Source organism: Thermotoga sp. RQ2 (assembly GCF_000019625.1).
Classification (GTDB): Bacteria; Thermotogota; Thermotogae; order Thermotogales; family Thermotogaceae; genus Thermotoga; species Thermotoga maritima.
In genome coordinates this window covers 370,849-396,606 of the sequence record NC_010483.1, presented here as the reverse complement: position 1 = coordinate 396,606, position 25,758 = coordinate 370,849, and the positions used below count along the sequence as shown (strand labels likewise).

Genomic DNA, 25,758 nt, shown 5'->3' with positions numbered 1-25,758 from the left:
GGGGATCTTCCCCTCCCCTTCAAATTCTGTTCAAAGAGGTGATCTTGCTTGCTCAAGTACATCGCACGTAGATTGATCATCATGATTCCTGAGCTCATAATCATCTCTTTCATAGTTTTCATCATCATGGAGGCGGCTCCAGGAGATTTCCTGGACATGTACCGTCTCGATCCTTCCGTTTCTCAGCAGTTCCTCGAGAAGATGGAAAAGGAGCTTGGCCTGGACAAGCCCTGGATCGTTCAGTACGGCATCTGGCTGAAAAACGTTTTGAAAGGAGATTTTGGTTACTCGTTCTACTACAGAAGGCCCGTTTCCACACTCATCTGGGAGAGGGTCTTCGCTACGGTGATACTCTCCGTTTCTTCCCTTGCGTTCGAGTGGTTGCTTGGAATAATCGTCGGTGTTTTCTCGGCTCTGAAGAAGTACAGCATCTGGGATAAGATTCTCACAGTTGTCGCTTTCAGTGGAATTGCCCTTCCAGGGTTTTTCCTGGCCATTCTGCTCCTTTACATGGCTGCGAAGACCGGCTGGTTTCCAATCGCCGGTATGGTCTCGGTGAATCACAACCAGATGACAACCTGGGAGAAGTTCAAGGATATCGCATCTCATCTTGTTCTTCCAACCATCGCTCTTGGTTTCGGTGGTTTTGCTTCCCTCATGAGATACATGAGAGGTAGTCTTCTCGACGTGCTGAACGAGGACTACGTGGAATTTGCCCGTGCGAAAGGAATGCCAGAACGTGTGGTGATATACAAGCACGCCCTGAGGAACGCTATCAACCCCATGATCACTTTCCTTGGGTTCAGTATTTCCAACGTTCTCGGAGGAGCGGTCATCATAGAGAACATCTTTGCCTGGCCCGGCATGGGAAGGCTCATTTACCAGGCACTCCTTCAGCAGGACATTTACATCGTTATGGCGTCCGCCGTGATCAGTGCGATAATGCTCGTGATTGGTAACCTTGTGGCGGATGTGCTTCTCGCCGCTGTGGACCCAAGGGTCAGATTCGAGTGAGGGAGGAATCGCAATGGCTGAGGAAAAGACGATGATAGAGAACGGGGAAATAGAGTTTAAGGAAAGGGTCCTTTCCAGGAGGGAACTCGTCTGGAGAGCCTTCAAAAGAAACAAACTCGGAATGTTCGGGCTGTACGTTCTGATCGTCCTCTATCTCATGGCGTTGTTCGCGGATTTTCTCTCCCCGCACCATCCCTACGAACAGTCTCTCAAGCATTCCTTCGCTCCTCCCACGAAGATACACAGGGAGTACAAGGGAGAACGAGTGGGTGCCTACGTGCTTCCCACGATAAGCTACGTGGACAAAGCAACTTTCGAGAGAAAATTCTACGAAATGCTCTTCCCGAAAAGGCTCGTTCTCGATGTTTTCGGAACACAGGTTGAGTACGAAATCGGAAAAGACGGTGTAACGGGATTCTCTTTCATGCTGGACGAAGAGTATTACATCGTTCCAAAGGACGGCACCATGAAATACGCCGGTTCAACAACGAAAGTGGTTGATTACCTTCTGTTCGGATACGACGAAAAGGTTCTAACGAAAGGAGAGGCAGATATAGAAACCTCTTCCGAAGCCGCGAAAGACACGTACTTTGGGAAATACGGTTTCAGACTTGGCCTGAATTCCCCCGATGAGATCGAAAAGGTCGTCATAAAAGAGAAGCTCAACATGATCCTCGTGAAAAAAGGTGAAGACATTGAGATGATCACAGGAAAGGTGATCGACTACGACTACAAAACTTATCCGGTGAAGTGGTTTGTCAAATCCTGGGGTGGAGATGCGAAGAACCGTATAGGGTACCTCTTCTGGATCTTTCCGTTCCACTATCATCTCTTTGGGGTGGACAACTACGATAACAACGAGTACGTGAGACTCTACATCATGGGAGCTGACCAGTATGGAAGGGATGTGTGGAGCAGAATAGTGTTCGCTTCCAGGATCTCGCTTTCCATAGGTTTCATCGGAATGTTCATCACGTTCGCCCTTTCGCTCGTCTTCGGTGGTATTTCCGGCTACTATGGAGGCATCGTGGACGAATTCATGATGAGGTTCTCCGAGATCATCATGTCGCTGCCGGGTTTCTACCTGCTCATCCTTTTAAGATCTCTTCTACCACTCGATATCCCATCCACACAGGTGTATGTGCTTCTTGTGTTCATCCTCTCTTTCATCGGCTGGGCAGGAAGAGCCAGGGTTATAAGGGGAATGGTTCTTTCAATAAAACAGCGTGAATTCGTGGAAGCGGCGAGAGCACTTGGTTTTCCTGACACGAGAATTCTCTTCAGGCACGTTCTGCCCAACACGGCAAGCTACCTCATCGTTGCCGCGACCCTTGCAATACCCGGTTACATCCTCGGTGAAGCGAGCTTGAGTTTTCTTGGACTCGGTATCAGGGAACCGAGTGCCAGCTGGGGGCTCATGCTCGCACAGGCTCAGAACGTCACCTACATGACGAAGTACCCCTGGCTTCTCATACCCGGTATCTTCATCTTCATCACCGTGCTTTCTTTCAACTTCGTTGGTGACGCGTTGAGAGACGCTCTGGATCCGAGGTCTCTCGGATAGAATGCTGAAATACAGACTGAGAAGTAAGAGAGTTGAAGAACTCGTTGAGTACGCGCAGGCAGGATTCAAAGAAGCCATCGACCTCATTGTTGAGAAGTATTACCCTATGGTTGTTAAGATCGCTTCCCAGTATTTTGCGAGCTGGGCCGAACACGAAGATATAGTTCAAAACGGCCTTGTGGGATTGATAAAGGCGATTTTCTATTACGATAAAACCAAAAGCTCTTTCACGTCTTTTGCATGGAGGAGTGTTGACTCCGAGATAAAGTCCTTTCTCACTTATCTGAACAGAAAGAAGAACAGGATGCTCTCAGACGCTGTGAACGTGGATGGTATGGAAAAAGAGGAAGATGACGCACCTTTTGAAGTGCCCGATAGCGAGACCGATGTTGCCAGAAGCGCATTTTCTGGCATAATTTTAGAAACAGTCCTTGAACTATTGAATGAAAAAGAAAAAGAGATCTTTCTCAGATGGCTTGATGGATGCTCATACAGCGAGATAGCGAAAGAGCTCGGTGTGAACACAAAGAAAGTTGACAACACGGTTCAGAAGGTGAAGAGAATGATTTCTGGATTAGGGTGATCGAAGATGAAAAAAGACAGTCTCGTAACGTTTTTCGCTTCTTTGATAGTCATCGCTATTTTACTCTTCTTCGTGCTGTCTGTTTTCAATTTCTATTTTTTGAAGAAGCTTGAAGCCAGGATGGACGAAGTGGAAAAACAGTTTCAATCTACACTGAAGAGTTACGAGGAACGACTGAAGGTGGTAGAGGAACTTCTGAAACCCAATTCCATTATCAGTCGCTATATAACTGCGTACGAATACTTTGAAAAAGCCAGCGTGGATTTTGAAAGGATATTTTCTGAGATCGAAGACGATCCCACGACTGGATACATGAGGATCTTTGTCATAGGGAACGATCCCGTGTGGATCACCGTCAAGGACGGAAATGAAGTACTCTTTTCAAGGGATGTGAAGCCAGGTCTTTCACCTTACAGGTTCTTCTACTACAAAAAACCGAAGATCTCCACAGAATACGATATTGTAATACCACGAGACGCCACCTTAATAGTGGGGATTCCAAACAGGGTGTTCCTGCTCGTTTTCGGGGTTGGTACAACCTACCATCCCACGAAGATCGTTCAGGTGCAGCAGACCAGAATAGACAACATCGAGCGTGATTTGAAGCTTTACATACCTAAATAAAAACACAAGGAGGGACTTTCGTCCCTCCCATACTTTGTGTCTTGTCTTCATCGGGTCAGGGGGGATCGGGGGGATGAGGGACACGCAAGTTAGAATTTAACCGATCTCCGTAACATCCTCTTGAAACGATCAAAAAGAACGCCTTAAATTTTCTTGAAAAACCCTTGAAAAAGGAGGGGTGAAATGAAGTACATTTTGATCAAAGATTTGAGGTTTTTCGACTACCCGGGGGGCTGGTTGTTTTTTCGGAAAGAACTGGACAGCGCAAAACTTGAACTTTTGAACCACGTCTTGAGGACATTTGAAGGAGTGTTTGTGTTTATAAACCTCTTTTCAGAAGAGGTGGATCCTATCATCGCTGAAAAATTCATAAAGGACTATATTCCTCAGAATTCGATTGTTCTGGATGAGATCGTGGATTATCTCGATGTTTCTGTTGAACGAAGGCTGGATTTTTCCTACCCTGAGTTCACGTCTTCTCCCCTCTCTGAAAAATGTGAATGCCTCGTGTACGATGGTGAAAGATTCGAAAGAATAGATCTTTCGGGTTTCAAAGTGAAGCTCGAAGAAATAAGCGTTTTCGACGAATTGATGGAAGTTCCCGAGGAATCTTTTACCCTTTTGAAAGGGATCTTCTGGGATAGGGAAGTTGAGAGAATAAAGAACAGAAGAAGCGTAAAGTTCACTGGTAAAATCTTGAAAAAGAAAAACCGGCCAAAGCTTGATGCATTGCTGCTGGAAGAAATCGAAACGGGGGATGAAACATGAAAATAGAGCGTGTACACGTTGAAGGGTTTGGAAAATTCGAGAATTTTTCTTTCCCCCTGAAAAGCGGGTTGAACATCATCTTCGGAGGGAACGCAGCTGGAAAAACCACCCTTGCGAATTTTATAAGATACTGCCTCACGGGAGAGCTTCCCGAACTTGAGAACTACAGGCCATGGTTTTCGAACAGGTTTGGGGGATATCTCGAGACGAGTGAGGGAAGGGTGGAATTCGGTCAGGGAAGACTGGATCCCGAACTGTTTTCCTTCACTTCTTTCATATCGGAGGGAGTGGACAACACCCTCAACGGTTCGAAAAAGGTCGCTTCCTTCCTTATGGAAAGCTACAGAAACAGACCCGAAGCAGTGGAACTTGAAAGGATATTGAACGAGGATTTCTCTGTCTTGATGAAGAAGACGAAAGAACTGGAGGCTGAGATCTCAAACCTGAAAGAGAGAGTTGAGGCCTGGAAAGAAAAAAGACGATCGCTCCTTCTGGTTTTGAAGAGAAAGAAAGAGCTTTCGCGGGATCTTCAGGAGAAGAGAAGACTTCTGGAGGAAGAGATCGATAGATTCGAGAGTGAAAAGTCTGAGAGATTGTCTTCTATCGAAGCCAGAATCAATGAGATGAAAGCGGAGCTTCTCCGTGTTGAAAAAGAACTCGAGGAGATCGAAAGGAAAACAGCGGTTTCCGAAGAAAAAGTTCGTGAAGCGATCGAGATTGCCCAGAAACTGGATTATTTGAGAGAGCGCGGTAAAGAACTGGAAAAAGAGATAGAATCACTCGAGGAAAAATCGAAAGATACGGAAGAAAGACTGAAGACGATCATGAAAGACTTCTCCGTCAGCAGTCTTGAAGAACTGAAACTCAAGTTGGAGAACATGAAGTTACAGATAGAATTGGTGGAAAACGAACAGAAAGCAAAGCTGAACGAGATAATAGGTCATCTCAGAGAGCCTCTCAGGGAAATAGATGAAAAACTCGAAGAAACTCAGGCAAAGATCGAAAATACAGGTGACGACATGAAGCGCTTCGACAAAACACTTTCTATTTTCAGGATTTTTGTTGCCGTTTTCCTGACCTTTGCACTGGTTTCCATCATCTTTGCCTTTCTCAAGTCGGGATACCTGTTCTTCTATCTGACACTGGCAGGAACAGGTGCCTCCGTGGTTTCCATGTGGAACTATTACAGGTTGAGAAGGAAATTGTTTGAACTTGAAAGTGAGCTCATGAATCTTTCGACGCAAAAGAGGTCGTTGATCGAGAGAAAGAACCAGATCGTGAGCAAGCTGAAGGAAACCGCAGGTGTTGATAACATCGAAGAACTCGAAAAATTTTTGAGGGATCAGATCGTGAAGAAGGTCTTCGAAAGAATACCGTTTCTTTCGAAGTACGGAAGTGAACCACGAAAGGCGGTTGAAAACGTGGAAGAACAGATGAGAGAACTTCTGATTTTGAAAAGCTCCGTTGAGGCTTCTCTATCTGCCAAGAAAAAGAATCTGGAAGAACTGCAGGAGTACTCCAGAGAGCAGGAAGAAGTACTGAAAAACACGCTGAAGGAAATAGGAGTCGACAGCGAAGATGAATTGAAGGTGTTGAGAGACCTTCTGGAAAGACGTGCAAATCTGAGGAAAACCAGAGATTCACTGGAAAAAGAAATCGCTAACTTCATGAAAGAAAAAGAAGAGATAGAATCGAGCAGATCAAACGCGAGAATAGAAGAACTCAAAAGAGAAGTGGAACAGATAGAAAGTGAACTGGAGAAACTCGTGGTTTCACCTCTCGAAGAACCTTTCGATGTTCTGGAAGCGCTTTTCAGGAAGAAGGTTGAACTCGAGATTTTTGAGCGGGCCATTGGTTACATTCCCGAGTTTAAGGATCGGATCAAAAAAGAACACGAGGAACTGTTGAGGGGTTACACAAGGGATCTGGCAGTAGAGTTGACGGATGTTTACAGAAGGTTCTTCAAGGAAAATCAGGTTTTCAAGGTTTCTCCGGATCTGATGGTGACGATCAACGTTCCCGAAGAAAAAAAGGTTGTCGATGTGTTGAACACCTCCGCTTTGAAACTCCTGAGTTTTCAGATGAAGAGGTTTATAAGTCGTGTTCTGGAGGTTGAGAGTCCCCTTGTTGTGGACAACACTTTTGTCGATCTGGACGATGAGAAGATAGACCTACTCTGGCAGGAACTGAAAGAGGTGTCCAAGACCAGACAGGTTGTACTATTCACCAGCGACAGGAGGCTTTTGAAAGAAGAACCCGTTTTGAAACTCTAACTGCAGATCATCTCTTTGCTGCACCTTTCACATTCGAGCTGAACGGTGGTGTGGGTTATCCCGTATTTTTTCAATCTTTTTTCTATTTCGTCTATGATCTTCTGGGCGTCTTTCAGTTCCATGTTGTCCACTTCAACGTGACACTCGAAGTGGATTTCTTTCTCTCCCACTCTCCAGGCGTGAAAATGGTGGGCGTTCCTCACACCTTCTATTTTTTCAATTTCCTCCTTTATTTTCTCAAAGTCCAGGTTCGGTGAAGCTTCCATGAGGATCTCAAAGGACTCTTTCACTATTTCATAAGCCTCTTTGAACATGTATAAGGCTATAACGAAGGCGAGAACAGGGTCGAGCCAGTATATTTTCCAGACCCTCATGAAAACAGCCCCAAGAACCACAAGGATCGAGGACAGGGTGTCCGCGATGAGATGCAGGTACGTGGATCGAACGTTCATACTTTCTTTGCTGTGGGTGTGAAGAAGGATGACGGAAAAGAAGTTGGCAGTGAGACCTATCGAGGAGACGAGGAGAAGCACCGACGTGTGAACGGTGGCGGGGTTTACCAATCTTTTCACCGCTTCGATGACAACGAGTGTTGAAACAACGAAGATGGATACGGAGTTCAAGAAAGCCACAATGATTTCGCTTCTTCTGTAGCCGAAGGTGTACTTTTTGTTCTTCGGTTTCTCGCTGATCTTCATCGCGATGAAGCTTCCGAGAAGGCTCATGGTATCGGAAAAATTATGAAGGGAGTCGCCCAGAAGGGCGAGACTCCCGGATATCAAGCCGCCGACCACTTCAGAGAGCGTTATGATGGCGTTCAGCCATATGGAGAACAGCAGTTTCTTCTTCACGTGTTTTACCTCCTCACACGTACGCTGTGAGATCGAGCAGACCGTGGCCGCTCAGAGTGAATACTATCACACGTTCTTTTCCTTCTTCTTTCGCTTTCTTTGCTTCCCTTATGGCTCCTGCGATGGCGTGAGCGGATTCCGGGGCGGGAATTATTCCTTCGAGCTTTGCGAAGATCTTCGCTGCCTCAAACGTCTCGTCCTGATCGAAAGCCTGTGCCTCCACAAGTCCTTCTTTCACGAGTCTTGCGATTATCGGAGCGGAGCCGTGGTATCTGAGACCTCCCGCGTGTATCTTCGGAGGAATGAAGTCCTTTCCAAGGGTGTACATTTTCAGCAGAGGTGTGAGTCCCGCGGTGTCTCCGAAATCGTAATCGTAATTCCCTTTCGTCAAGGATGGACACGCGGCGGGCTCGCAGGCGACGAACCTGATATCCCTTCCGGAAAGTTTGTCTGGAACGAAGGGAAGTATCGTTCCTCCAAAATTCGATCCTCCTCCGTGACATCCCAGTAAGATGTCTGGTTTTTCACCTATGAGTTCGAGCTGTTTCTTGATTTCGAGGCCTATAACCGTCTGGTGGAGCAGAACATGGTTCAATACGCTTCCGAGGGAGTACTTCGTGTTCGGATCAGACACGGCCACTTCCAGTGCTTCACTGATGGCGATGCCAAGACTACCTGGATTGTCTGGATCTTCACTCAGGATCTTTCTTCCGAAATTCGTTTCTTCACTGGGGCTTGGAGTTACCTTTCCTCCGAAGAGGTTCATCATGTATTTTCTCATCGGCTTTTGCTGGTAACTGATCTTCACCATGAACACTTTCACTTCCAGCCCGAACTTGGCGCCGGCGTACGAGAGAGCGCTGCCCCATTGTCCCGCTCCCGTTTCTGTGACGAGTCTTTTGACTCCTTCGGTTTTGTTGTAGTAGGCCTGGGCGATGGCCGTGTTCGGCTTGTGGCTTCCAGTGGGGCTCACTCCTTCGTACTTGTAGTAGATCCTCGCCGGAGTCTGGAGGTACTCTTCTAAGAAAGTGGCTCTGATGAGGGGAGTGGGTCTGTAAACGGCGTATTCTTTCAGAACGGGCTCGGGTATTTCGATGAACCGCTCTTCTGAGACCTCCTGTTCGATCAGACTCATGGGGAAGATAACAGAGAGCTTCTCGGGTGAAATGGGTTGTTTCGTTTCGGGGTCCAGCGGCGGATCGAGTTTGAACGGAAGATCTGCGAGTACGTTGTACCAGTGCTTTGGAATTTCCTCAGGTTTCAAATTCACAACAATTCTCATATTCCCCCTCCTTCAGTGATATAATCTCTCTTGAGGTGAAGAGCTTTGATAAACAAACATGTTATTTCCGAAAAGATCAAGAAGGCTATCGTTGAAGCCAACATAAAGATCAATCCAGAGGTAGAAGAAATCATCGAGCGGTACGAAGGCCCCTTTTCAGATATAATAAAGGAAAACTACCGCGTTTCCAAAGAGGAAAAACTTCCACTCTGTCAGGACACAGGGATAGTGGAATTCTTCGTCTTCATCGGTCACGAGGTAAAACTGGAAGAACCCATCGAGGAAACTCTGAACAGAGCCGTTGGAGAGGTGTACAGCGAGTATCCTTTTCGTTATTCGATCGTCTCCGATCCGCTCTTTGAGAGAATCAACACTGGAACGAACACTCCCGCAATCGTCCACATCTTCCAGGTGAAGGGAAAATCCCTTGAGATCAGATTTCTGGTGAAAGGTGGAGGCAGTGAAAATCTCACGGTTCTTCGTATGATGACTCCCACCTCGGATGTGGAGAAAGTCAAAGAATTCGTTATCGAGCACATCAAAGAACACGGAGCAAAGGCCTGCCCGCCGCTTCACGTGGGTATCGGAATCGGAGGAACAGCCGATAAGGCCCTTCTCCTCTCGAAGTTAGCGCTTACGAAGAGCTTCAAAGAGAGAAACAAAGATCCAAAGTACGCAGGGCTCGAAAAGGAACTTGAAAAGGAACTCAACTTTCTCGGAATAGGCTTTCAAGGTCTCGGAAAGGGTATCACTGTTTACTCTGTTCACATAGAACATTTTCCGACCCATATCGCCACCCTGCCGGTTGCCGTCTCGGTGGATTGCTACCTCTGCAGAAGGGGGAAAGTGACTTTTGAGGATTGAAGATCTGAAAGCCGGTCAGGAAATTCGTTACTCCGGTAAGCTCATCGTGATGAGAGATCAGGCTCAAAGACGCTTGAAAGAAATCGTTGATAGAGGAGAAGAACCACCGGTGGATCTCAGGGGTCAAATTGTCTTTTACGCGGGTCCCGCCAAAACGCCGTCTGGAAAGCCCGTGGGTGCCATAGGACCCACCACGAGTGCTCGAATGGACGACTACCTGGAGATGCTTTTCAAATTGGGAGCCATCGCAACGATAGGGAAGGGAAAGCGTTCAAAAAAGGCGATAGAGGCCTGTAAGAAGTGGAAGAGGGTTTATTTCGTTACCCCAAGCGGCACGGCCGCTGCCCTCTCGAAAAGGGTGAAGAAATCGAGAGTTTTGGCCTTTGAAGACCTCGGGCCCGAAGCGATCTACGAGATAGAAGTGGAGGATTTTCCCCTCATCGTGGCGATCGACAGCAGTGGGAACACGATTTTCAAGGAGTGAGAGATATGGATGCACTCGAGATACACAGATTTCTGAAGGGAAAGATAAGAACTGCCCTTCCTGTTGAGAAGGTTGATAGGGAGACGCTATCTCTGCTCTACACACCCGGTGTCGCGGACGTTGCCAAAATCTGCGCTGAGGATCCAGAAAAGACCTACGTTTACACCTCAAGATGGAACACAGTTGCCGTTGTTTCAGACGGAAGCGCCGTTCTGGGACTCGGTGACATAGGGCCTTACGGTGCCCTTCCAGTGATGGAGGGGAAAGCCTTTCTTTTCAAGGCTTTCGCCGATCTCGACGCCTTTCCCATCTGTCTCTCTGAATCGGATGAGGAAAAAATAATCTCCATTGTGAAGAGTTTAGAGCCGAGCTTTGGCGGCATAAACCTCGAGGACATAGGAGCGCCGAAGTGTTTTCGAATCCTTCAGCGCCTCTCGGAAGAGATGAACATTCCTGTTTTCCACGACGACCAGCAGGGAACCGCCGTTGTGGTGTCCGCGGCTTTTCTCAACGCACTGAAACTCACGGGGAAAAAGATCGAAGAAGTAAAGGTGGTTGTGAACGGCATAGGAGCCGCTGGCTACAACATCGTGAAATTTCTACTCGATCTTGGTGTAAAAAACGTTGTAGCTGTCGACAGAAAAGGTATCCTCAACGAAAAGAATCCGGAGACCTGTTTGAACGAGTACCACCTCGAAATCGCACGTACCACCAATCCAGAAGGACTATCGGGCGATCTTGAAACGGCCCTGGAAGGGGCTGATTTCTTCATAGGTGTTTCGAGGGGGAACATCCTCAAACCAGAGTGGATAAGGAAGATGAACAGAAAACCTGTGATATTTGCCCTCGCGAATCCTGTTCCCGAGATAGATCCAGAACTCGCAAGGGAAGCGGGTGCCTTCATCGTTGCAACGGGAAGGTCAGATCATCCAAACCAGGTGAATAACCTCCTCGCTTTCCCCGGCATTATGAAAGGAGCTGTGGAAAAAAGATCGAAGATCACAAAGAACATGCTTCTCTCCGCCGTGGAAGCCATCGCTCGCTCGTGTGAACCAGAACCAGAGCGTATCATACCAGAGGCCTTCGACATGAAGGTTCATCTGAATGTCTATACCGCTGTCAGAGATTCAGCGTGAGAAGAATTTCAGCCTTTTCTCTCTTTGCCACCCGAGAACAACGTAATCTGAGTTGAATATTCGGAACACAAAAACTGTGGTGACGACCGAAAAGATGAGAAGGTACAGAATTCCTGAAACAATGAGACCGTAGTCTCCATAGAAAGCCAGCTTTGGAGACATTATGGGATGAGAGAAAGGAATCAGGAAAACGATCATCTTGAGAATTCCTGGAAGGTTCGAAAAATCCATTATCATGTTCGCTATCATCGGAACCAGTGCGAGTATCGAAATGGGAAACGTGAGAAGCTGAGCGCTTCTGTAGTCTTTTGCCATCATACCGAGTAGCATACAGAGAGAAAGGCCAGCCAGGATGGAAAGAAAGAGACTCGATCCTATTAGCAGGAAATCCACAGCCTTAAAGTTCAATCCCATTCCCTGAACATTCTGCGTCAGAGAATTCATATAGCTGTAAAAGCCTGCCATGTATATTCCCGCAAGGATCAAACCAACGATCGCACTTCCCACGATTTTTGCGAGTGCGATGTGTTCTCTCTTCACGGGCATCGTGAGGAGTGTCTCGAGGGTCTTGTTCTCTTTCTCCATCGCGAGTGAAGAGATGAGGGAAGATCCCGACATGATTATCAGCATCATGATGAGAATGGGAATCATTATGTTTTGAGAGTAGAAGACGTTCATTATCGCTTCTGGTGAGTGATTTTCGAAGAGGTTGCCCCTCAAGTAGGTGTGTTGAACGATCTCGAGTGGATCGAACAGAAGCTGGGCTTTTTTCGGATCGTTCAGTAAGAATGAAGCAAGCTGCACCTTGAGGGATTCGATCAGGGATGAGATCATACCCGTGGAGACCGCTTCTGACAGGCCGGTTCCTCTCAGGTACCACACAATTTCCAACCGCGCTTTTTCACCTGATTCCAAGCTTTGAGAAAAACCTTTGGGTATCACAATGATCGCAGAAGCCTTTTCCTTCTTCACAGCTTCTTCCGCTTCTTTCAGATCACTTCCTGCGTACACGATATCCACCATATTGCTGAGTGCTTTTTCTGCGAGTTCGGCGATCGTTCCAGTGTCTTCCCTCACGATCGCCACCTTCTGACCAACAGTGGATTTCTCTACGGTGCTTTTGAACACGTTGCCCAGTGAACCGTACAGAACAGCCACCACAACGACAGAAACGATCGTCCCCAGATTGAGAAGCTCTTTTATCTCTTTTTTCAGGAGTCTTCCGAACATTTCACCACCTCCTCGAAGACCTCTTCGATGTTCTGTGCTTTGTACCTTTCCTTGAGTTCTTCAACGGTTCCTGTTTCCACGATCATTCCGTTGTGAATCAGCGCTATTCGATCACAGAGGAATTCCACTTCGAGCATGTTGTGAGAAGAGACCAGTATGGTGAGACCTTCCTGAGATGCCTGTTTCAATATCTTTCTCACTTCTCTTGCGTTGAGGACATCGAGGCCGGAGGTGGGTTCGTCGAGGATGGCGAGACGAGGATTCACCATCAAAGCCCTCGCTATGAGGAGTTTTCTCACCATACCTTTGCTGTAGGTTAAGATTCTGTCTTTTATCTTTTCACCGAGACCGGCGATCTCCGTTGCCCGTTCGACCATCTCTTCTATCTCGCTTGAACTGGAAGCGTAGAAACCCGCGACGAATCTCAGATATTCGATTCCCCTCATGTTTCTGTAGGCACCCGCTTCTTCGGGAAGGTAGCTGATCAGCTTTCTCACTTCGTGTGGTTCTTCAACAACGTTCTTTCCAAATACGGTGACGATTCCGGAGGAAGGCTTGATCAGCGTGGAGATGATCCTGAGTGTTGTGGTCTTTCCCGCACCGTTCGGTCCTATGAGACCAAAGATCTCTCCTTCTTCGATCTCAAAAGAAATTCCTTTCAGGATCTCTTTCTTTCCAATCTTTCTTTTCAGATCCTTTACAACCACTGCCCCCATCGATACACCCCCTATTCTGAAACTATCATCCCCCTGTTGTTCACCCTCAGCTTCAGAACGTCCTTGAGATAGGGAATCCCTTCAAAGTCATTTATATTGGAACAAACAGAAGGACCGGATCCGCTCACAAACCAGTACTCGGGATTTTTTGATAAGATGGCTTCCACAAACTCTTTCATCTTCTTATTGTCGTTTATCCTGTAGTTCTGGTGAAGACGATCCCCTACGTATTTCAGAGCCTCTTTGATCTTTCCAGCTGCGATCTTTGCAAGGAACTGGCATGAATTCTTTATGTTGAAGACCGCATCTTCGAAAGGGACCTTCTCCGGAAGGATCTTTCTCATCTCGTTCGTGCACATCGAAAAGTTTGGAACGAAAAATGTGAGAGAAAGATCGATTTCGAACTTTTCGAAATCAAGATGACTTCCGTTTTGATAGCAAACGACAAGCCCCCCTGTGAAAGCGGGTACAACGTTGTCAGGGTGTCCTTCCAGCTCCACAGCGAGTTTCATGAGATCTTCCCGTGAAAGATTTCTGCCCGTTCCTTCGTTCGCAATGTGGAGCGCCGCGACGATCACAGCGGCGCTCGATCCAAGACCGCTCGATACAGGGATGTTGCATGTCTGCTTGATCCTGACTGGCGGAACTCTGTACCCGGTTTTTCTCTCAAAGAACCTGAAGACTTCGAAAAACAGATTGTGGTCCTTCAAATCCGAAGCGTATTTTCCAGTACTTTCTATGGTTGTCTCTTTTGTATCGAAAGAAAACTCCACTTCGTTGAAAAGATCCAGCGCGAGTCCAAAGACGTCGAATCCCGCTCCGAGATTGGTCGTTGTGGCCGGTACCAGGACCTTCATATGTCGAGTACCTCCAGAATCTCTTCTACTCTTCCTTCTATGGTCCTTGGGGGTTCGAGCTGTGAGATGACGATGTTCGGATCTTTCAAACCGTTCCCTGTGAGGGTACACACAACGATCTCTCCACCCCTGAAGATTCCCTGTCTGTGCTTCTTCAAAAGCCCCGCTATCGATGCAGCGGATGCGGGCTCACAGAAGATCCCTTCTTTCTGAGCCAAGAGTCTCTGTGCGCGCAGTATTTCTTCGTCGCTCACCATGTCGATGTCTCCACCCGATTCATCGCGTGCCCGGACCGCTTTTTCCCAGTTCGCGGGGTTACCGATCCTTATTGCAGTGGCGACCGTCTCCGGGTTTTCTATGGGATGACCGCGAACTATGGGGGCGGCCCCTTCCGCCTGGAATCCCATCATCTTTGGAAGCTTGGTGGAGAATCCATGCTGATAATACTCCTTGTATCCCATCCAGTAAGCGGAGATGTTGCCCGCGTTTCCCACGGGGATGAAGTGGTAGTCCGGTGCATCTCCGAGCTCGTCGACTATCTCAAAAGCGGCCGTTTTCTGACCTTCGAGTCTGTAGGGATTGATACTGTTCACGAGTGTGATGGGATATTTGGATGTGATCTCCTTGACCAGTTCCAGACACTTGTCGAAATTCCCTCTCACCTGAAGCACCACGGCGCCGTATATCATCGCCTGAGCCAGCTTTCCGAGTGCGATCTTCCCTTCTGGTATCAGAACGATCGCCTTTATTCCCGCCCTTGCGGCGTACGCGGCAGCGGATGCGGAGGTGTTCCCCGTTGAAGCGCACATGATGGCTTTCGAGCCTTCTTCCAGTGCCTTTGCGACGGCAACGACCATTCCTCTATCTTTGAAGGACCCCGTCGGATTGGATCCTTCGTACTTCACGTAGATGTTTATTCCGAGTTCCCTGCTCATGTTCACAAGAGGTATGAGAGGAGTGTTCCCTTCATTCAAAGAGAGCATGGGGGTTTTGTCTGTTACGGGAAGAAATCTTCTGTACTTTTCGAGTATGCCCAATTTCATCACTCCCTGTCCAGTTCGAATCTGCTGTGTATCGCCTTCACGGCATCCTCCACGTATTTTCCGTCTATGATCACAGAAATCCTGCTGCTCGATGCACTGATCATATCGATGTTGATCCCCTCGTTCGCCAGTGTTTCAAAGAGAGTAGCGGAGATTTCCGGTGTTGAAGTGAGGTTCACCCCTACGATGGAGACCTTTGCGAGTCCTTTTTCAATGATGATTTCTTTCGCTTCGCTTCTTGTTTTCAGAAGATCGATGTCGAGTTTTCCGAGTTGGGACTCCGGAACGATGAACGCCACGGTGTTGTACTCCCCGCTCTTCATTCCCTGTATGATCATGTCGATGTTCACTCCCATCTGAGAGAGTGTTCTCATAATCCGTGCTGCGACACCGGGTTTGTCCGGTACATCTTTCAGAACAACCTTCGCCATACCATCTTCAAAGGTAACCGCCCTGACGATTGGGTTCTCCACTTTTGTCCCCTCCCATATAAGGGTTCCACGAGTTTCTTTGTGTGCGTTCTTTATGAGAACCTTGACACCGTACTTTCGCGCGAACTCCGCTGCTCTCGCCTGCAACACCTGGGCGCCGTGTCTCGAGAGCTCGATCATCTCTTCCCAGGAGAGCTCTTTTATCACCCGCGCGTTTTTGACGATCCTGGGATCCGCCGTGTACACCCCGTCCACGTCTTTGTAGAGCTCACACAAATCTGCTCCCAGTGAGTAAGCGAGAGCGATCGCTGTGAGATCTGAGCCACCCCTCCCAAGTGTGGTGATATCCCCCGTTTCGGTTATACCCTGAAACCCGGCGACAACGGGTATGAAATCCTGCTTCAGATACCTCGAAATGATATCCGTGTTGATGTCGATGATCCTCGCTGATCCGTAACGCTTGTCGGTTATGATCTTCAGCTGATTTCCAGTGAAAGAGATCGCTTTGTAGCCTCTTTTTCTGAGTGCGATGCTCATGAGAGCCACACTCTGTATTTCTCCCGTCGAGAGGAGGAGATCCAGTTCTCTTGGATCGGGGTTTTCATCGATCGTCTTTGCGAGTTCTATTAAGTGATCCGTGGTGTCTCCCATGGCGGAAAGCACGACAACGGGCTTCACACCGCTCTTCTTTCTCTTTATGATTTTCTCGGCCACCTTCTCGAGTTTTTCCACATCGGAGATAGCGGCTCCACCGAACTTCATCACCACAACCGAGAACTTCTCGGCACCGCCGAGCACTTTGTATTTCGCCACTCTGAAAAGATCCGCTATCACGGCGCTGGCGGTGGGATATCCACCCGCTCCCCTTCCCTTCAGCAGAAAATCTCCAGCGAGATCAGTTGAAACTTCTATCGCGTTGTCCACACCATCCACGTTGAAGAACGGATCCTCCGGTGTCACTTCTCTCAAACGTACCTCGTATCTGTTTGTTGAAAAATCGAGTTCCCCGATCAGCTTCAGCTTTTTTCCGGAGCGAACGATCTCTTTTAGATACTCCGGATCTATTCTGGTTATGCCCTCGAACTGCACGCTGTTTATGCCCGGAAACCTTCCCGTTACCACACCAGCTAAGACGGAGACCTTGTACGCCACGTCGTAACCTTCGATGTCGTTTGTGGGATCAGCTTCAGCATAGCCAAGTTCCTGTGCTTCTTTCAGAACTTCTTCGAAATGTCTTCCCTTGCTCATCTCCGTGAGGATGTAGTTCGTCGTTCCGTTCATTATTCCGCGTATCCTGGTGACTTTCTGAAAGATCAGATAATCCTGAAGGAGAGATATGATGGGAATACCCCCACCCACGGATGCCTCGAAGAAGAGCTTCCGTTTTTTTATGTACTCTGAGAACTCGTTGCCGTATTCGGAGATGAGATTTTTGTTTGGAGTTACGACGATTCGCCCCAGCTCCAAGGCACGTCGCACAAGATCGACTGCCACATCCGTTCCACCTATTGCTTCTACAATCACATCGCTGTTCAAAATGAGGTCATCGAAATCGAAAGCTATCTCCTCTTTCGGAACGCCAAGCAGTTCGTACTTTTGAGGAGAGCGATTTATCACCTTCGAAATGATGAACTTTTCACCGATCCTTTTTTCTATTTCATTTCCTCTTTCTTTCAGTATGCGGTATATACTGCCACCCACAGTTCCAAGCCCTGCGATTCCTACCCGCACTTTTCTCACTCCTTGGGAAGAGTTTGTGAACATTTTAAAGGATCGATATGTTCTCATCTTATCCTAAATTTTACATTTTCATGATAAAAATGCTACTTCTAACAAAAAATTCGATTCAACAACTTGACATTTTAAAGTGAGTGATATACCATTCCTAAAAACCCCCCGTGATTTATTTATTATTCCAGGTCTGGTATAATCATTCAATCTCCGAGAGGAGTGGTTCACGTGAAGATGAAAGGTTCAAAGATGTTATTCGAAGCCCTTCTGAAAGAAGGAGTCGATACGATTTTCGGTATCCCCGGCGGTGCCATCATCAACGTATACGACGAACTCTGCAATTACGAGGATAAGATAAACTTCTATCTTTTCAGACACGAACAGGGAGCCACACACGCGGCAGACGGTTACGCGAGGGTCACGGGAAAACCCGGAGTGGTCATCGTCACTTCTGGCCCAGGTGCCACGAACACGGTCACAGGCATAGCCACCGCCTACATGGATTCGATTCCGATCGTGGTGATTACCGGTCAGGTTCCCACCTCTTTCATAGGAACAGACGCCTTTCAGGAAGTGGATGTCACGGGAATCACCATGCCCATCACCAAGCACAACCACCTCGTTACGAGTATAGAAGAACTTCCTTACGCGATAAAGGAAATGTTCTACGTTGCCACAACGGGAAGGCCGGGACCTGTCCTTCTGGACTTTCCAAAAGATATACAAACGGCCGAGGGAGAATTCAACTATCCTGATACGGTGGAAATTCCGGGATACAAACCCACGGTGAAAGGCCATCCCAAACAGATAAAGAAGGCGATTGAACTCTTGAAAGAATCGAAGCGCCCCGTTGTCATCGTGGGTGGTGGAGCGAATCTTTCCGGTGCCATGGATCTTGTGAACCAGTTCATCGACAAATTCAAGGTTCCAGCTGTCAGCACGCTCATGGGACGCGGTGTGAATCCTTCCGACGAGAAGCTTTACTACGAAGGAATCGGAATGCACGGTACTTACTATGGGAACTACGCCGTGGCCAACGCAGATCTCATCATCGCCCTCGGTGTGAGATTCAGCGACAGAATCCTCGGAAATCCCAGGACGTTCGCGAAGAACGCCAGAATAGTCCACGTTGACATAGATCCCGCCGAAATCGGAAAGAACGTTCGGGTAGACGTGCCCATAGTCGGCGATCTGAAGAGTGTCCTTGAGGAATTCCTGAAGTACGAAATCGAGACGGACTTCTCGGACTGGATCGAAGAGCTCCAGGAGATAAAGAAAAAGTACCCGCTCACCTACAAGAGGGATGGGAAGCTCATAAAACCCCAGTACGTTGTGGAAAAGGTGAACGAGGTCTTTCCAGACGACACGGTGGTCGTTGCGGATGTGGGGCAGAACCAGATGTGGGTTGCTCAGTTCTACAAGTTCAAACACCAGAGGTCTTTCCTGTGTTCCGGAGGACTCGGAACGATGGGATACGCCCTTCCCGCTGGAATAGGAGCCAAGATAGGAGCCCCAGACAAGGAGGTTGTAGTTTTTGCCGGAGACGGCGGTTTCCAGATGAACATACAGGAGCTCATGACGATAAAAAGGTACAACCTTCCTGTGAAGATCATCGTGATGGACAACAAAGCGCTGGGAATGGTGAGACAGTGGCAGCAGCTCTTTTTCAACTGCAGATACTCTGCCACCATTCTGTCTGACAACCCGGATTTCGCGAAGATAGCGGAAGCTGTTGGTATAAAAGCAATGAGAATAGAAAAGCCCGATCAGGTCGATGAAGCGATCGAGAAACTCGCAAAATCCAAAGAGCCGATGCTCATTCACGCCGTCGTTGATCCCGCCGAGAACGTTCTTCCGATGGTACCACCGGGAGGAGACGTGGGAACACCGCTCATTGAAGCCCCATACGACGAAACCTTCGTGGAAAGAGTTCTGAAGGTCATCGAAGAGAGCAGGAGAGGTGATGAAAGATGACGGACCAGATTCGAGAGCATCTTGTGTCCATGCTCGTTCACAATAAACCCGGTGTAATGAGGAAGGTGGCGAACCTGTTCGCCAGAAGGGGGTTCAACATCAGCAGTATCACCGTTGGAGAATCGGAAACTCCGGGTCTTTCTAGGCTCGTCATAATGGTGAAGGGCGACGATAAAACGATAGAACAGATAGAAAAACAGGCCTACAAACTCGTGGAGGTTGTGAAGGTAACTCCCATCGATCCCCTTCCGGAGAACCGCGTGGAAAGAGAAATGGCTCTGATCAAGGTGAGGTTCGATGAGGACAAACAGGAGATCTTCCAGCTCGTCGAGATATTCAGGGGTAAGATCATCGATGTTTCCAGAGAAGGCGCAATCATAGAAATCACTGGTGCGAGAAGCAAAGTGGAGGCTTTCATAAATCTTCTTCCTCAGAAGCAGGTGGAGGAAATAGCGAGAACAGGTATCGTAGCCATGAACAGGTGGAACGTAAAAGAAGGGGAGGGATTCTGATGGCAGTGATTTATTACGACAAGGACGCGGATCTCAATCTGATCAAGGACAAAAAGATCGCTATCATAGGGTACGGGAGTCAGGGGCATGCGCACGCGTTGAATCTGAAAGACAGCGGTCTCAACGTTGTGGTCGGATTGAGGGAAGGAAGCAAGAGCTGGAAGAAGGCGGAGGAACAGGGTCTCACCGTGAAAACAATAGAAGAGGCGGCAAAAGAGGCCGACATCATCATGATACTCATTCCCGATGAACACCAGCCGGAGATCTACAAAAAGTACATAGAAAAACACCTCACCGAGGGTAAGATGCTGATGTTTGCCCACGGGTTCAACATCCACTATCATCAGATCATTCCTCCAAAGAACGTGGATGTGACAATGATCGCTCCAAAGAGCCCTGGTCACATCGTGAGAAGAGAATACGTCGAAGGAAGGGGTGTGCCGGCTCTTGTAGCGGTCTATCAGGACTACACCGGTAAGGCCAAAGATATAGCGCTCGCCTACGCCAAAGGTATCGGCGTGACGAGAGCTGGTGTGATAGAGACGACCTTCAAGGAAGAGACGGAAACGGACCTGTTTGGAGAGCAGGCGGTCCTCTGCGGTGGAGTAACGGCTCTCATAAAAGCCGGTTTTGAAACTCTCGTGGATGCGGGTTATCAACCGGAAATTGCCTACTTCGAGTGTCTCAACGAGCTCAAGCTCATCGTTGATCTCATCTACGAAGGTGGTCTTTCCTTCATGAGATACTCCGTCAGCAACACCGCAGAGTACGGTGACTACATCAGTCAGGAAAAGATCGTTACAAAAGAAGTGAGAGAGAACATGAAGCAGATGCTCAAGGACATTCAGACAGGAAAGTTCGCTAAAGACTGGATACTCGAGAATCAGGCGGGAAGACCCTACTTCTACACCATGAGAAAGAAAGAATCCGAACATCTCATAGAAAAAGTGGGAAAAGAACTCAGAAAAATGATGCCATGGCTCAAGGAGAGGAACGTCGATGAGGAGTGATGTGATAAAAAAGGGCCTCGAAAGGGCTCCTCATAGATCACTTTTGAAGGCACTCGGAATAACGGACGACGAAATGCGAAGGCCTTTCATCGGCATAGTGTCCTCGTGGAACGAGATCATTCCCGGCCATGTCCACCTTGACAAGGTTGTCGAGGCGGTGAAAGCCGGTGTGAGAATGGCCGGAGGAGTTCCTTTCGTCTTTCCAACGATCGGGATCTGTGACGGAATAGCCATGGATCACAGGGGAATGAAGTTTTCCTTGCCCTCGAGGGAACTCATAGCGGACTCCATAGAGATCGTTGCAAGCGGTTTCCCCTTCGATGGTTTGGTCTTCGTCCCCAACTGCGACAAGATCACACCCGGCATGATGATGGCCATGGGAAGATTGAACATCCCGTCCGTTCTGATATCCGGCGGTCCCATGCTCGCAGGTCGCTACAACGGCAGAGACATCGATCTCATCACCGTCTTCGAAGCGGTTGGTGGATACAAAGTGGGAAAAGTCGATGAAGAAACGCTCAAAGCGATAGAAGATCTCGCGTGCCCGGGTGCCGGTTCGTGTGCTGGATTGTTCACCGCGAACACGATGAACTCTCTGGCGGAAGCTCTCGGAATCGCACCGAGGGGGAATGGGACTGTACCGGCCGTACATGCGAAGAGGTTGAGAATGGCGAAAGAAGCGGGAATACTCGTTGTGGAACTCGTGAAAAGAGATATAAAACCAAGAGATATCGTCACTCTGGACTCTTTCATGAACGCTGTCATGGTGGATCTTGCAACGGGAGGATCCACGAACACAGTTCTGCATTTGAAGGCGATAGCCGAGAGTTTTGGAATAGATTTCGATATAAAGCTCTTTGACGAACTCAGCAGGAAGATTCCTCACATCTGCAACATCTCTCCCGTTGGTCCGTACCACATCCAGGATCTCGACGATGCTGGTGGTATCTACGCTGTGATGAAACGTCTCCAGGAAAATGGTCTTTTGAAGGAAGACGTCATGACCATCTATTTGAGAAAGATTGGAGATCTCGTCAGAGAAGCTAAGATCCTGAATGAAGATGTGATCAGGCCCTTCGATAATCCGTACCACAAAGAGGGCGGGCTCGGTATCCTCTTCGGGAACCTCGCTCCGGAAGGAGCGGTTGCCAAACTCTCCGGTGTTCCCGAGAAGATGATGCACCACGTTGGCCCGGCCGTCGTCTTTGAAGACGGAGAAGAGGCGACAAAAGCCATTCTATCTGGAAAGATCAAAAAAGGAGACGTGGTTGTGATTCGCTACGAAGGACCGAAGGGTGGTCCCGGGATGAGGGAGATGCTCTCACCCACCTCCGCTATCGTGGGGATGGGCCTTGCGGAGGACGTGGCTCTCATCACAGACGGTAGGTTCTCGGGTGGATCGCACGGTGCCGTGATAGGTCACGTTTCTCCAGAAGCGGCAGAAGGCGGTCCTATAGGTATCGTGAAAGACGGGGACCTCATCGAGATAGATTTTGAAAAGAGAACCCTGAATCTCTTGATCTCAGACGAAGAGTTCGAAAGAAGAATGAAAGAGTTCACGCCTCTGGTGAAAGAAGTGGACAGCGATTACCTGAGAAGGTACGCGTTCTTCGTGCAGTCGGCGAGCAAGGGGGCAACCTTCAGGAAGCCCTGAGGAGGTGGTCTTTTGAGTATAAAGGTCTACGATACAACGCTCAGGGACGGTGCGCAGGCCTTTGGAGTTTCTTTCTCACTCGAAGATAAGATCAGAATTGCCGAGGCACTCGATGACCTCGGTGTTCACTATCTTGAAGGGGGTTGGCCTGGCTCCAACCCGAAGGATATAGCGTTTTTTGAAGCTGTAAAAGGTATGAACTTCAAGAATCTGAAAGTGGCGGCCTTCAGTTCCACAAGAAGGCCCGATGTGAAAATAGAAGAAGACGCGAACATTCAAACCCTCATAAAAGCGGAAACACCTGTTTACACGATCTTTGGAAAGAGCTGGGATCTTCACGTGGAAAAAGCCTTGCGAACGACACTCGAAGAGAATCTGAAGATGATATACGACACAGTTTCATATCTCAAAAGATTCGCCGATGAGGTGATATACGACGCGGAACACTTCTTCGATGGGTACAAGGCGAACAGAGAGTACGCCCTCAAAACTCTGAAGGTGGCTGAAGAAGCGGGGGCTGATTGTCTCGTTCTCGCTGACACGAACGGTGGAACGCTTCCACACGAGATCGAGGAGATCATCGAGGATGTGAAAAAGCACGTGAAAGCTCCGCTCGGAATACACGCTCACAACGATTCGGATGTGGCGGTGGCGAATACACTCGCGGCTGTGAGAAAGGGAGCCGTGCACGTCCAGGGGACCATAAACGGCCTTGGAGAGAGATGTGGAAACGCGAATCTCTGTTCGGTGATTCCGAATCTCGTTCTCAAGATGGGACTTGAGGTTATACCAAAGGAAAACTTGAAGAAGCTCTTCGATGTGGCACACCTCGTGGCAGAACTCTCCGGAAGGCCCCACATCGAGAACATGCCCTATGTGGGTGATTACGCCTTCGCTCACAAGGGAGGAGTCCATGTTTCTGCCATAAAACGCGATCCAAGGACTTACGAACACATCGACCCGGAACTCGTGGGGAACAGAAGGATCATATCCATCTCGGAACTTTCCGGTAAGAGCAACGTGCTGGAGAAGATAAAGGAAATGGGATTCGAAATAGATGAGTCATCGCCCAAGGTCAGGGAGATCCTCAAAAAGATCAAGGAATTGGAAGCGCAGGGGTACCACTTCGAGGGTGCGGAGGCATCTTTCGAGCTTCTCGTCAGGGATATGCTCGGGAAAAGAAAGAAGTACTTTGAGTTTCTCGGTTTCACCGTGATGACCATAAAGAACAGGGATGAGGAGAGTTTCTCCGAAGCAACCGTGAAAGTCAGAGTCCCGGACGAAGTTGCGAAGAGACTGGGACACGACGAACCCTTTGAACACACAGCAGCGGAAGGAGAAGGACCGGTAGAAGCGCTCGACAGAGCGGTGAGAAAAGCCCTCGAGAAATTCTATCCATCTTTGAAAGACACGAAACTCACGGACTACAAGGTGAGAATCCTGAACGAGCAGGCGGGCACCAAAGCGACAACACGGGTTCTCATAGAGTCCAGCGATGGAAAGAGAAGGTGGGGAACTGTGGGCGTCTCACCGAACATCATAGAGGCTTCCTGGACCGCTCTTCTCGAATCCTTAGAGTACAAGCTTCACAAGGATGAAGAGGAGATGAGAAACGATGAGGAGAATTAAGATCTTCGATACAACGTTGAGAGACGGAGAGCAATCCCCGGGAGCTTCGATGTCGATTGAAGAAAAAGTAGAAATGGCGCTCATGTTGGAGGATCTTGGCGTCGATCTCATCGAAGCCGGGTTTCCCGTTTCATCTCCCGTGCAGTTCGAGGCTGTGAAAAGAGTTGCGAGCGCCGTTCAGAAACCCATAGTGGTGGGACTCGCAAGGTGCGTTGAAAAAGACATAGACGCAGCATACGAGGCTCTCAAGGATCGACCAAAGGACAAACGTATGATACACGTTTTCATAGCGACTTCTCCGATTCACAGAAAGTACAAGCTGAGAATGGAAAAAGAAGAGATCCTCGAGAGGATCAGAAGATACGTCGGTTACGCCAAACAGTTCTTCGACCTCGTGGAGTTCTCGGCGGAAGACGCTTCGAGAACGGAGGTTCCCTTCCTGATAGAGGCTTACAAGACGGCGATCGAAGCCGGAGCCACTACGATCAACGTTCCGGACACGGTGGGGTACGCCCTTCCCGACGAGTTTGGAGAACTCATAAAGACTCTGAGGGAGGGTGTGCCCGGTATAGAAAACGTCGATCTCTCTGTGCACTGTCACAACGATCTCGGACTCGCCGTGGCGAACTCCCTTGCCGCCGTTCAGAACGGAGCCACCCAGGTCGAGGTGACTTTGAACGGCATCGGAGAAAGGGCAGGAAACTGCGCCCTGGAAGAGTTCGTGATGATCCTCAAGGTGAGGAAAGACAAACTTCCCTACGAGACGGGTATAAAGACGGAGCTCATATACCCCGCTTCCAGACTCCTCACACACATAACGGGGCTCATCCCGTCCAGAAACAAACCCATAGTGGGAGAGAACGTGTTCCTTCACGAGTCGGGAATACACCAGGACGGTGTGCTGAAACACAGAGAAACCTACGAGATCATGAAACCTTCAGATATCGGCAGGTCTTCCGAGACGCTCGTGCTTGGAAGACACTCCGGAAAACACGCCCTCAGGAAGAAACTGGAGACATACGGCATCAAACTCGACGAAGAGACTTTCCAGAAAGTGTTCGAGAAATTCACAGAACTCGCCGACAGAAAAAAAGAGGTTTACGACGATGATCTTTTCTCGATCGTCTCTGAAGTTTTGAGGGAACCCATCAACGGTTACAAACTCGTTCACTTCCATGTACACACCGGAAACACACTGCTTCCAACTGCGGCGGTCGTGCTTCAGGTTGGAAACGAGAAGAGAGAAGCAGCAGAGGCAGGAAACGGACCGGTGGATGCCATTTTCAAGGCCATAGACAAAGCGCTCGGTATACAGCCCAAGCTCGAAGAATACATAATTCAGGCGGTTGGAACTGGAAAGAACGCGCAGGGAGAAGTCAAACTCACGTTGAGAATAGACAACGAACTCTACAGTGGAAGGGGAGTTTCCACGGACATAGTGGAGGCCTCCGCGATAGCTTACATAAACGCGATAAACAAGTACCTCATCGCCAAAGGTCTTCTCAGAAAAAACGGAGGTGCTGAGTGA

General features: G+C 48.6%; 22 protein-coding genes. 15 read left to right on the top strand and 7 right to left on the bottom strand.

From position 1 onward, the window contains the following. Window positions 1-48: 48 nt before the first annotated feature. From TRQ2_RS02055 to TRQ2_RS02030, 6 genes are all read left to right on the top strand, one after another. Window positions 49-1,014 carry an ABC transporter permease gene (locus TRQ2_RS02055; RefSeq protein ID WP_004081376.1) on the top strand — a complete coding sequence of 322 codons (966 nt, stop codon included), beginning with the start codon at window positions 49-51 and terminating at the stop codon, window positions 1,012-1,014. Window positions 1,015-1,027: 13 nt separating this feature from the next. After that, window positions 1,028-2,578: an ABC transporter permease gene (locus TRQ2_RS02050; RefSeq protein ID WP_004081374.1), complete on the top strand. Its 1,551-nt coding sequence runs from the start codon at window positions 1,028-1,030 to the stop codon at window positions 2,576-2,578. A 1-nt stretch (window position 2,579) separates the two neighbouring features. After that, window positions 2,580-3,161, top strand: coding sequence for a sigma-70 family RNA polymerase sigma factor (locus TRQ2_RS02045; RefSeq protein ID WP_004081373.1), 582 nt, complete (start codon window positions 2,580-2,582; stop codon window positions 3,159-3,161). A 6-nt stretch (window positions 3,162-3,167) separates the two neighbouring features. Next, window positions 3,168-3,785: a hypothetical protein gene (locus tag TRQ2_RS02040; RefSeq protein ID WP_008192245.1), complete on the top strand. Its 618-nt coding sequence runs from the start codon at window positions 3,168-3,170 to the stop codon at window positions 3,783-3,785. Window positions 3,786-3,968: 183 nt separating this feature from the next. Further along, window positions 3,969-4,553, top strand: a complete 585-nt coding sequence (locus tag TRQ2_RS02035) for a hypothetical protein (protein ID WP_012310522.1) — start codon at window positions 3,969-3,971, stop codon at window positions 4,551-4,553. After that, window positions 4,550-6,826 (top strand): ATP-binding protein, encoded by a 2,277-nt coding sequence (locus TRQ2_RS02030; RefSeq protein ID WP_012310521.1) that lies wholly within the window; start codon window positions 4,550-4,552, stop codon window positions 6,824-6,826. The genes TRQ2_RS02035 and TRQ2_RS02030 overlap by 4 nt, the downstream gene beginning before the upstream one ends. On the opposite strand, the gene TRQ2_RS02025 is transcribed toward TRQ2_RS02030, so the two are convergent. Together TRQ2_RS02025 and TRQ2_RS02020 are read right to left on the bottom strand one after the other, a co-directional pair. Then, window positions 6,823-7,677, bottom strand: a complete 855-nt coding sequence (locus tag TRQ2_RS02025; protein WP_012310520.1) for a cation diffusion facilitator family transporter — start codon at window positions 7,675-7,677, stop codon at window positions 6,823-6,825. The genes TRQ2_RS02030 and TRQ2_RS02025 overlap by 4 nt on opposite strands. A 13-nt stretch (window positions 7,678-7,690) precedes the next feature. After that, window positions 7,691-8,959: a TrpB-like pyridoxal phosphate-dependent enzyme gene (locus tag TRQ2_RS02020; protein WP_012310519.1), complete on the bottom strand. Its 1,269-nt coding sequence runs from the start codon at window positions 8,957-8,959 to the stop codon at window positions 7,691-7,693. Window positions 8,960-9,004: 45 nt separating this feature from the next. Here TRQ2_RS02020 and TRQ2_RS02015 point away from each other — a divergent pair, with 45 nt between their 5' ends. The 3 genes from TRQ2_RS02015 to TRQ2_RS02005 are packed head-to-tail and all read left to right on the top strand — an operon-like array spanning window position 9,005 to window position 11,443. After that, on the top strand, window positions 9,005-9,823 hold the full coding sequence (locus tag TRQ2_RS02015) for a fumarate hydratase (RefSeq protein ID WP_012310518.1): 819 nt from the start codon (window positions 9,005-9,007) through the stop codon (window positions 9,821-9,823). After that, window positions 9,813-10,307, top strand: a complete 495-nt coding sequence (locus TRQ2_RS02010) for a FumA C-terminus/TtdB family hydratase beta subunit (RefSeq protein ID WP_011943038.1) — start codon at window positions 9,813-9,815, stop codon at window positions 10,305-10,307. Before TRQ2_RS02015 ends, TRQ2_RS02010 begins: the two co-directional genes overlap by 11 nt. A gap of 5 nt (window positions 10,308-10,312) precedes the next feature. Next, window positions 10,313-11,443, top strand: a complete 1,131-nt coding sequence (locus TRQ2_RS02005; RefSeq protein ID WP_012310517.1) for an NADP-dependent malic enzyme — start codon at window positions 10,313-10,315, stop codon at window positions 11,441-11,443. On the opposite strand, the gene TRQ2_RS02000 is transcribed toward TRQ2_RS02005, so the two are convergent. The 5 genes from TRQ2_RS02000 to TRQ2_RS01980 are packed head-to-tail and all read right to left on the bottom strand — an operon-like array spanning window position 11,435 to window position 17,451. Then, entirely contained in the window at window positions 11,435-12,673 is a 1,239-nt protein-coding gene (locus TRQ2_RS02000; protein ID WP_012310516.1) for an ABC transporter permease, read from the bottom strand. The two genes, TRQ2_RS02005 and TRQ2_RS02000, sit on opposite strands and share 9 nt — an antisense overlap. Beyond that, complete coding sequence (locus TRQ2_RS01995; protein ID WP_012310515.1) at window positions 12,655-13,389, bottom strand: ABC transporter ATP-binding protein; 735 nt, start codon at window positions 13,387-13,389, stop codon at window positions 12,655-12,657. Before TRQ2_RS01995 ends, TRQ2_RS02000 begins: the two co-directional genes overlap by 19 nt. Window positions 13,390-13,400: 11 nt before the next feature. After that, on the bottom strand, window positions 13,401-14,246 hold the full coding sequence (gene thrB, locus TRQ2_RS01990) for a homoserine kinase (RefSeq protein WP_012310514.1): 846 nt from the start codon (window positions 14,244-14,246) through the stop codon (window positions 13,401-13,403). Next, entirely contained in the window at window positions 14,243-15,289 is a 1,047-nt protein-coding gene (gene thrC / locus TRQ2_RS01985; protein ID WP_012310513.1) for a threonine synthase, read from the bottom strand. Before thrC ends, thrB begins: the two co-directional genes overlap by 4 nt. Then, window positions 15,289-17,451 (bottom strand): aspartate kinase, encoded by a 2,163-nt coding sequence (locus TRQ2_RS01980; RefSeq protein WP_012310512.1) that lies wholly within the window; start codon window positions 17,449-17,451, stop codon window positions 15,289-15,291. Before TRQ2_RS01980 ends, thrC begins: the two co-directional genes overlap by 1 nt. Window positions 17,452-17,679: 228 nt before the next feature. On the opposite strand from TRQ2_RS01980, the gene ilvB reads away from it, so the two are divergent. The 6 genes from ilvB to leuA are packed head-to-tail and all read left to right on the top strand — an operon-like array spanning window position 17,680 to window position 25,758. Then, window positions 17,680-19,425, top strand: a complete 1,746-nt coding sequence (gene ilvB, locus TRQ2_RS01975) for a biosynthetic-type acetolactate synthase large subunit (RefSeq protein WP_012310511.1) — start codon at window positions 17,680-17,682, stop codon at window positions 19,423-19,425. Then, the gene (gene ilvN / locus TRQ2_RS01970; protein WP_004081340.1) at window positions 19,422-19,937 is read left to right on the top strand and encodes an acetolactate synthase small subunit; all 516 of its coding nucleotides are present in this window, start codon (window positions 19,422-19,424) and stop codon (window positions 19,935-19,937) included. Before ilvB ends, ilvN begins: the two co-directional genes overlap by 4 nt. Then, window positions 19,937-20,947, top strand: a complete 1,011-nt coding sequence (gene ilvC / locus TRQ2_RS01965; protein ID WP_004081338.1) for a ketol-acid reductoisomerase — start codon at window positions 19,937-19,939, stop codon at window positions 20,945-20,947. Before ilvN ends, ilvC begins: the two co-directional genes overlap by 1 nt. Beyond that, window positions 20,937-22,601, top strand: coding sequence for a dihydroxy-acid dehydratase (ilvD, locus tag TRQ2_RS01960; RefSeq protein ID WP_012310510.1), 1,665 nt, complete (start codon window positions 20,937-20,939; stop codon window positions 22,599-22,601). Before ilvC ends, ilvD begins: the two co-directional genes overlap by 11 nt. Before the next feature lie 12 nt (window positions 22,602-22,613). Further along, a complete protein-coding gene (gene cimA / locus TRQ2_RS01955) occupies window positions 22,614-24,230 on the top strand; it encodes a citramalate synthase (RefSeq protein WP_004081335.1) in 1,617 nt (538 codons plus the stop codon). Then, entirely contained in the window at window positions 24,217-25,758 is a 1,542-nt protein-coding gene (gene leuA / locus TRQ2_RS01950) for a 2-isopropylmalate synthase (RefSeq protein ID WP_004081333.1), read from the top strand. Before cimA ends, leuA begins: the two co-directional genes overlap by 14 nt.

Bases quoted from the DNA above. Each gene is read 5' to 3' on its own strand.
- TRQ2_RS01995 (WP_012310515.1), bottom strand. From the start codon at position 13,389: ATGGGGGCAGTGGTTGTAAAGGATCTGAAAAGAAAGATTGGAAAGAAA.
- TRQ2_RS02050 (WP_004081374.1), top strand. From the start codon at position 1,028: ATGGCTGAGGAAAAGACGATGATAGAGAACGGGGAAATAGAGTTTAAG.
- thrB (WP_012310514.1), bottom strand. From the start codon at position 14,246: ATGAAGGTCCTGGTACCGGCCACAACGACCAATCTCGGAGCGGGATTC.
- TRQ2_RS02035 (WP_012310522.1), top strand. From the start codon at position 3,969: ATGAAGTACATTTTGATCAAAGATTTGAGGTTTTTCGACTACCCGGGG.
- leuA (WP_004081333.1), top strand. From the start codon at position 24,217: ATGAGGAGAATTAAGATCTTCGATACAACGTTGAGAGACGGAGAGCAA.
- TRQ2_RS02000 (WP_012310516.1), bottom strand. From the start codon at position 12,673: ATGTTCGGAAGACTCCTGAAAAAAGAGATAAAAGAGCTTCTCAATCTG.
- TRQ2_RS02045 (WP_004081373.1), top strand. From the start codon at position 2,580: ATGCTGAAATACAGACTGAGAAGTAAGAGAGTTGAAGAACTCGTTGAG.
- ilvC (WP_004081338.1), top strand. From the start codon at position 19,937: ATGGCAGTGATTTATTACGACAAGGACGCGGATCTCAATCTGATCAAG.
- ilvD (WP_012310510.1), top strand. From the start codon at position 20,937: ATGAGGAGTGATGTGATAAAAAAGGGCCTCGAAAGGGCTCCTCATAGA.
- ilvN (WP_004081340.1), top strand. From the start codon at position 19,422: ATGACGGACCAGATTCGAGAGCATCTTGTGTCCATGCTCGTTCACAAT.
- TRQ2_RS02040 (WP_008192245.1), top strand. From the start codon at position 3,168: ATGAAAAAAGACAGTCTCGTAACGTTTTTCGCTTCTTTGATAGTCATC.
- TRQ2_RS02020 (WP_012310519.1), bottom strand. From the start codon at position 8,959: ATGAGAATTGTTGTGAATTTGAAACCTGAGGAAATTCCAAAGCACTGG.
- TRQ2_RS02005 (WP_012310517.1), top strand. From the start codon at position 10,313: ATGGATGCACTCGAGATACACAGATTTCTGAAGGGAAAGATAAGAACT.
- TRQ2_RS02030 (WP_012310521.1), top strand. From the start codon at position 4,550: ATGAAAATAGAGCGTGTACACGTTGAAGGGTTTGGAAAATTCGAGAAT.
- thrC (WP_012310513.1), bottom strand. From the start codon at position 15,289: ATGAAATTGGGCATACTCGAAAAGTACAGAAGATTTCTTCCCGTAACA.